Origin of the sequence: Acidovorax sp. NO-1, from assembly GCF_000238595.1 — a bacterium.
Classification (GTDB): Bacteria; Pseudomonadota; Gammaproteobacteria; order Burkholderiales; family Burkholderiaceae_C; genus Acidovorax.
In genome coordinates this window covers 197,662-203,983 of record NZ_AGTS01000077.1, presented here as the reverse complement: position 1 = coordinate 203,983, position 6,322 = coordinate 197,662, and the positions used below count along the sequence as shown (strand labels likewise).

The 6,322-nt window shown below is 46.7% G+C and carries 6 protein-coding genes and 1 pseudogene; 4 read left to right on the top strand and 3 right to left on the bottom strand.

Annotated elements, in window-relative coordinates; translation table 11 throughout:
* The 3 genes from KYG_RS24685 to KYG_RS24385 form a co-directional block, all read left to right on the top strand.
* On the top strand, window positions 1-1,553 hold a 1,553-nt coding region (locus KYG_RS24685; RefSeq protein WP_160165347.1), incomplete at its 5' end, for a hypothetical protein.
* Between the two features lie 49 nt (window positions 1,554-1,602).
* A complete protein-coding gene (locus KYG_RS24390; RefSeq protein WP_160165346.1) occupies window positions 1,603-2,601 on the top strand; it encodes a hypothetical protein in 999 nt (332 codons plus the stop codon).
* 39 nt (window positions 2,602-2,640) lie between these two features.
* On the top strand, window positions 2,641-4,428 hold the full coding sequence (locus KYG_RS24385) for a hypothetical protein (protein ID WP_139019358.1): 1,788 nt from the start codon (window positions 2,641-2,643) through the stop codon (window positions 4,426-4,428).
* Here the strand turns inward: KYG_RS24385 and KYG_RS10905 are convergent.
* A pseudogene (locus KYG_RS10905) lies at window positions 4,425-4,697 on the bottom strand (integrase core domain-containing protein); the annotation flags it as partial. The gene KYG_RS24385 and the pseudogene KYG_RS10905 sit on opposite strands and share 4 nt — an antisense overlap.
* The gene (locus tag KYG_RS24845; protein ID WP_192810323.1) at window positions 4,685-5,002 is read right to left on the bottom strand and encodes a hypothetical protein; all 318 of its coding nucleotides are present in this window, start codon (window positions 5,000-5,002) and stop codon (window positions 4,685-4,687) included. The pseudogene KYG_RS10905 and the gene KYG_RS24845, both read right to left, overlap by 13 nt.
* A 393-nt stretch (window positions 5,003-5,395) precedes the next feature.
* On the opposite strand from KYG_RS24845, the gene KYG_RS10895 reads away from it, so the two are divergent.
* Window positions 5,396-5,698 (top strand): helix-turn-helix domain-containing protein, encoded by a 303-nt coding sequence (locus KYG_RS10895; protein WP_085942554.1) that lies wholly within the window; start codon window positions 5,396-5,398, stop codon window positions 5,696-5,698.
* Here the strand turns inward: KYG_RS10895 and KYG_RS10890 are convergent.
* On the bottom strand, window positions 5,695-6,135 hold the full coding sequence (locus tag KYG_RS10890; protein WP_008904950.1) for a hypothetical protein: 441 nt from the start codon (window positions 6,133-6,135) through the stop codon (window positions 5,695-5,697). The genes KYG_RS10895 and KYG_RS10890 overlap by 4 nt on opposite strands.
* Window positions 6,136-6,322: the final 187 nt, after the last annotated feature.

Below are 6,322 nucleotides of genomic sequence, written 5' to 3'. Positions count from 1 at the left end.
TTAACACTGACGCGATGGGATACACCACGATATGCAAGTTCATAAATAAGGTTCTCAATGAGAACCCCGGAAAAAGCATAGCAATACTGGGTGGCCAGAGTGCGCAAAAAAAAGCACGAGCGGGTGACGGCACAAAGCGACCTACATTTAATTTATTCCAACGCGTGGAGTGCGATGCGCATAAGTTGGATTTGCGCATGGTCGTAATGGTGCCTTCACCACATGGAGGATATGAACAAAGGAAAATTCATAGACTCTGGGTCATCGTAATTATTGAAGTATGCACTCGTGCGGTGCTCGGGTATTATCTGAGCATGCGTAGAGAAGTAGGGGCAGAGGATGTTTTGCGCGCCGTTCGAAACGCTCTGGGGAAATGGGGTCGCCGCACAATCTCATTTAGTGAATTTGCTTACAGTGCAGAAGCAAATTTTCCCTCAGCTGTCGATCCAGATTTCTTGGGGGCATGTTGGGACGAGTTCAGTGTAGATGGTGCTTTAGCAAATACTTGTGACCGAGTTGAAAAAAGATTAAAAGAAACTGTTGATTGCACAATAATCAAACCTCAAGATAAAAATTCTTTTTCATCGCGACGCAGTCTTGATGATAGACCATTTATTGAAACTTTTTTTAGAACATTGGCTGGCGGCGGATCCGGTTTGCATAATTTATCTAATTCAACCAAATCAAAGCCAGCTGATCTAAAGGGCGATGTTGAGCCCGCAAAAAAAGCTTACGAACTTCAGTTTCAAGTTGAATATATTTACGAACTTCTAGATGTAATAATTGCAAATTACAATGCAACCCCGCATCATGGCATAGGCTATCGCACCCCTCTTGCGCAAATGAAGTTTCTTAATGGCGGGAAAAACTCAGTTTGCATTAGGAAAGCCGACCCTCGTCAAGTCGCGCGTCTTGGCGCCACCCGAAAGCTATGCAAATTGCTTGGGGGAAAAAATTCGGGACGTCGCCCACATTTTCATTTTAAAAACGCCCGATACTCCTCCGAAGATTTGGCACATCGACTTGATCTTGTGGGGGGCGATTTCTGGCTGACTATTGAAAATGAAGATGATGCACGATGGGCTACTGTTAGTACTCAAGAAGGACTTTATATATGTACGGTCCGTGCTGCACCTCCTTGGCATCACACGCCTCACTCCCTTTATGTCCGTAGTGCTATTCGGGCACTTGCGCGCCAGAGATTTATACACTTGACATCTTCAAATGATGCAATAGATGAGTTAATTAAATACAGCGAAAATCAAAGGGATAAGAAATTGCCAGTCCATCCGGCCTATCTTGAGCTTCGGAGGATTTTGCAAGCCTATTCAGAAAATATTGCATTAAACCCGTCCATTGATCCCATATCGCTATGTAGTTACACCCAGCCCGCTCCCGATGAGTTCGACGACTTGTGTGAAATTTCAGAGCTTAATGAGGCGAAAATCGCACAGAAAAATAATCAAATGACTGTAAAAAATACAAATTCCCCCATCGCAGACATCCCCAAGAAGCCGTTGCAACTCACGATGCGCAAGGCGAGAACTTGGTAAGTTTTAATTATTTCTCATGATGGGGATTTTGAAATTAGGAGGAATATTAATGATGGACCCCCCTCTTGTTCCACCTCACTTGCCCAAAGATCATCCATTGGTAACTCGAGACTACTCCCTTTTTACTCCGTCAATTAATGCTATGGTCGCAGGCATTGGTCAATGGCTCGATGATCAAATGGATGGAGGGGTAGTATTTGGCCCCTCCCGATTTGGTAAATCCAGTGGGGTTGATAACTGGCTCGGATCTATGTTAACAGAAAGATGTGGTCAAGTTATCCCTTTAATTATTTGGAGTCACTCGGAATGTAATTCTGCTGGAATAATGTATGGAAGTCTATTGCATGCAGCTCACTATGGCTTGGCTGGTGATGTACGCACTAGTTTGCAACGAAAACATCAGCTTATAGAAAAGGTTGTTCACCTTGCAGTCGAGGGAGGGGGACGCTTTGTCGTTCTTGTTATTGATGAGTCACAAGGGATGACAGAGAGGGAGTGGTTGTGGCTAGTTGAAATACATAGTTTATTGGAGAAAGAAAGAATTCGATTAATGGTAATTTCAATTGCCTCGGTTCAGATTTTCGATCAACCAATGGCTCTTGCTCTTACAGGTGGTGCTCATGCTGCTGCCAGATTTATGCTGTCGCAGTGTCGCTTTTTAGGGATTTCTTCTGAGGAAGAGCTTGAATTTGTGCTGTCGGGATACGACTCCGGCACCGATTGGCCAAGGGGATCAGGAATTTCGTTTACTAAGGGAGTTGCGCCATTGGCATGGGAAAAGGGATTTCGTATGGCTGAGTGTGCGGCTTTAATTTGGGAAACCATGGTTAAGGAGCTGCCCTCGGGTTATTCTGGGCCCATGGAATTTCCCATGAAAACAATATCTCAAGTTTCTAGAAATCTTCTTCTTAGAATTGCATCTGGCGCCGACCCCCTTTCAGTTATTTCACACTCTTCTATTCGCGATGTTGTTATCTACTGTGGACACAAGCAATTAATGTCAATAGTTGGGGCCGCAGCACCACGACTTTTGCGGGGAAAAAAATAGAATCTTAAAAAATTTTTATAAAGAAACACATAAGCTCCTATGTTGCACGTAGTTAAACCTCTAACATGGTATAAAGGAACGGTTTTGCCTTATGCGTCGCTGTGGAGTACTTTACTGCGTGCAACTTGGTTAAATGACCTCCGCAAGGGTGATATATATAAGCTAGCCCAAGTTGAAGATAAAAATATTAATGATATCGAAGCAAGGAGTGGGGGCAGTGCGGAGATTGTTACGCTCGTAGCTGACGTTCTTGGTGAGAATCGCTCTTCATTTTCAAGTTTGTGTTTAAAAAGCCAAATTCCTGAATGGCTTTATCTGGATCATGCCAGTGCACGACCTCGATGCTGCCCCCAATGCATACGACTCGGTTACCACACATGGCTAATGTCGATAAGACTCGTCGTAGAGTGCCCCATACATCATGTGAAGCTGCGACGTAGTTGCGAAAGGTGTGGTGGCGATTTAAAAATGGGCTTGGCGGGACTCGCAGTGCGATCCTTAGGATGTCGATGTGGATCAAAATGGGGGGCAATACCATATTCGATGAGACAGCCAACGCTAGCACAAGAAGGAATTAATGCGTGGTCAGAGGTCGCCCAATGGGTGCATCAGGCGGAGAAAATGCATGTAAATTTTGGAGAAAGCAGACCTGATTCGACAGAGCAGCTTGCACTTACCGAGAGGTGGTGTTCTGACTTAGGCATTCCATATCCAGCTTGTTTTGAAAAATCAGATTATTTTTGGCATTCTGCTAAGTCATCAATTGAGCACTGGACACCTTACACTGCAAATACATCAATTAAGACAAAAAATGTCGTCGGAAAATGTTATGAAGAATTTGAATCCAGCCCTCAACTTTCCGTTTATAAAGCAATGTCGAGGCATCTGAGGAAGCAAGCAAAAGAAAATCTAGATCAAAGGGTCGTCGAGGCATGCCAGACTAAAGATCCCATCAGCCTTTCGAGAGATTTTTATCAAAAAACACCGGTGCGTGATGCGTTTCTCGAGATGCTATGGACCCGTCGAATTGAAACCCATGCATATCTTTGGCGTTGGCCCAGGCGCGAAGTGAAAGATGATAATAAATATCACGTATCTATATTTGAGAGTTTTTTTAGAAAACCGCAAAACTTCGCCTATACAGAATCAGTAAATTATAGGCATGACACTTGGCTCCAGTATCATTATTCCGCGTTGGTATGCCTGCTCGCATGGGGAGAGGCGATTCATCAGGTTGAGAAGTCCATGGATGAAAACTGGGCTGACTGGACGATTAAAAATATTTATTGGAAAAAAGGCAGAATAGCTTGGTATTCGATCGAGAAATCCGACGAGCTTCTATTCGTTGGCTACACAAAAAATATGAAAAAGGCCTCCTTTTCATTTGATATCAAGCTGCAGCCGGTGGCTTCTGAATTAAATTTCAAAAGTCTATATAAAAATACTTATGCTGTTGAGATGGATGAGGAGGACGATATATATTTCAAATCTGTCAAAGCGGTTCGTGGACTGGGTGGTTTTTTAAAAGAAGCAGTTTTTGAGTCTTTTTTCTATTATGAGAATTACAAAATTAAATGCTTCCTATTTGATAGAGTATTCAATTTTGCTGCAACCACTCCGGATGGAATTTTGCAGTCTTGGGGATACGACAAAGAAAGCGCGCTAGAAGCTATCAGGGATGCGGCGTTGATCTTTTGCAAAAATTATGGTTGCGTTGCACCATCTGGGGTGAGGTATTCAATAGGTTTTGAATCAAGTAATGTATATACTCTGAATTTATTGGCTGAAGGAAATTTTTTTCGATTCAACAGCAGGTTGGTTACCTAGGTGTCGCATCCGGGACGATCATATGGTCTCTTGTGAAACAGATGTGGGTGAGATGCGTACCACTCTTTCATCGTCTGCATAGGCGTCTTGCTTTTGAGTGCCGATTGCGGCAGCTGGTGGTTGTACAGGGTCACATAACGCAACAAGGTCTGCTCCATATCCTCACGGCTGTTGAACCTGTGGGTCTTCAGAACGTCCACTATGCGACCGTTGAAGCGCTCCACCATGCCGTTGGTTCTCGGGGTTCGTGGCTTGGTCAGCCGGTGCTCCTGGTTGCAATACCCCCACCTGTATTCGACTCATGCAAAGCTCCCTCTCTGGTTGGATGCCTGTAGATATTAACGATGGACTTAAAAATCGGGGAAGTTGCGTTGGCTTCGGGCAGGCGCAACTGGCCGGAGATCAGGCGGGGGAGCAGGGTGTCGCGGAGGGTGGAGAAGGTTTGGGCTTGCTCAGCGTTGTGAGCCCGGCGCGCTTCGAGCCCTGAAACGATCTCCTCAAACGCGATGACCACTTCGCGGGCTGGCATCACGACGGGGACCGACCCAAGAATGCCCGTATTGAGGTTTGGCATAGTCGCGCCTACGGCGTGGCGCACAAGCCAAAGCCTTGACTGTGGCAAGTCCAACAGCAGAGACAAAAAGTTGGGCGAAGGCCAGCGGCGTCCAGCGTGGGCCATCGGTGTAGTCTCCTGTGTGGAAGCTACTCTGACCTGCAATCTCAAAAATAATTCAAATTACTTTTGAGACACCACACTAGCAGGCTGCTGAAATACTCCCCGCCGTCACTTCCCAGTTGACGGCTTACCAGGACAATTGAGGCAACAGATAGGACCGTCGGCAAGCATTCAATCTGTCTACTCCACACTGTCAAGATTCAATCGGCGCCAACATTTCAGGAGAAATTGAACACCAATGAGACTAGTTGGTCGTGGTCTTTTTAGTCCCATTGGGCGGAAATCGGGGAGATGTCTTCCCGAAAGCGTGTTCCACCCCAAGCCGACTTTGGTCGAGCGCTGCGACAATTGCGCGAGGCACGCGGTATGGTGCAGGAAGACATGCTGCTGGCCACCAGCCGCCGTCACATTAGCCGCATTGAGCAGGGTCACCAGGTTCCAAGTGTCCGCACCCTTGAGGTCTTGGCCGAGCAGATGCAGATCCATCCTTTGACTCTGATCGCCGTAGCCTACTGCCCGGAGTTGGATGCAACCTCAGTGAGTCAGCTGCTCAAAACCCTCAAAACAGACTTCAAAGACCTCGTTGCCGATTAGGCGTTGCAATCTGATTCCGCTTCCTCTTTGGCATGCTGAACCAGCATTTGAAGTCCCCGTATCAGTCCAGTGCCAATGGGTATGGCATCTTTGCGCTGCAGCATGCGGTTGACGATCTCGCGGTCAACGGCCGTGTTAAGTAAGCACAGTGCTTCGTGCAAAGTCTCTAGGCCGACCTCAAAGCCATCCCCTGATCGGTTGACTCCGGCCTTTGTGAGCAGCAACAAGGTCAGCGGCAGAGCTGCGCTCGGAGGTTCCCGGTCACCACCGTTCCAGCCACCGCCAGAAAGAAGTTCTCTGATTTGGTCCGACATAAGTACCAGGTGGTGGTCCTGGAGTGCATCGGGCAAGACGGCTTCCCAGCCCTGTGACGTGATCAGGCTCACGATGTCCTGTGCACCGAATTTTCCGAGAGTTGCTTTTTCTAATCGCAGCATTGATCTTTATTCAAGTTAATATGAGACTAATTGGTCCCATCTGGGACCTGGGCTGCGACGATATCTGAACGGGGCTGGCACTCCTCGTTTCTCATTGCCCCAGTATGCAAATGGAAACGAACTGGTTGCTCTATGGTGCCCGCTGAAGCAACCGGTTTGTTACCTCATTGGGTTCCCCCTTGAAGAA

Excerpts from the sequence above, each read along its gene's own strand:
- KYG_RS24845 (WP_192810323.1), bottom strand. The coding sequence starts at position 5,002 with ATGCCAAACCTCAATACGGGCATTCTTGGGTCGGTCCCCGTCGTGATG.
- KYG_RS10895 (WP_085942554.1), top strand. The coding sequence starts at position 5,396 with ATGTCTTCCCGAAAGCGTGTTCCACCCCAAGCCGACTTTGGTCGAGCG.
- KYG_RS10890 (WP_008904950.1), bottom strand. The coding sequence starts at position 6,135 with ATGCTGCGATTAGAAAAAGCAACTCTCGGAAAATTCGGTGCACAGGAC.
- KYG_RS24390 (WP_160165346.1), top strand. The coding sequence starts at position 1,603 with ATGATGGACCCCCCTCTTGTTCCACCTCACTTGCCCAAAGATCATCCA.
- KYG_RS24385 (WP_139019358.1), top strand. The coding sequence starts at position 2,641 with ATGTTGCACGTAGTTAAACCTCTAACATGGTATAAAGGAACGGTTTTG.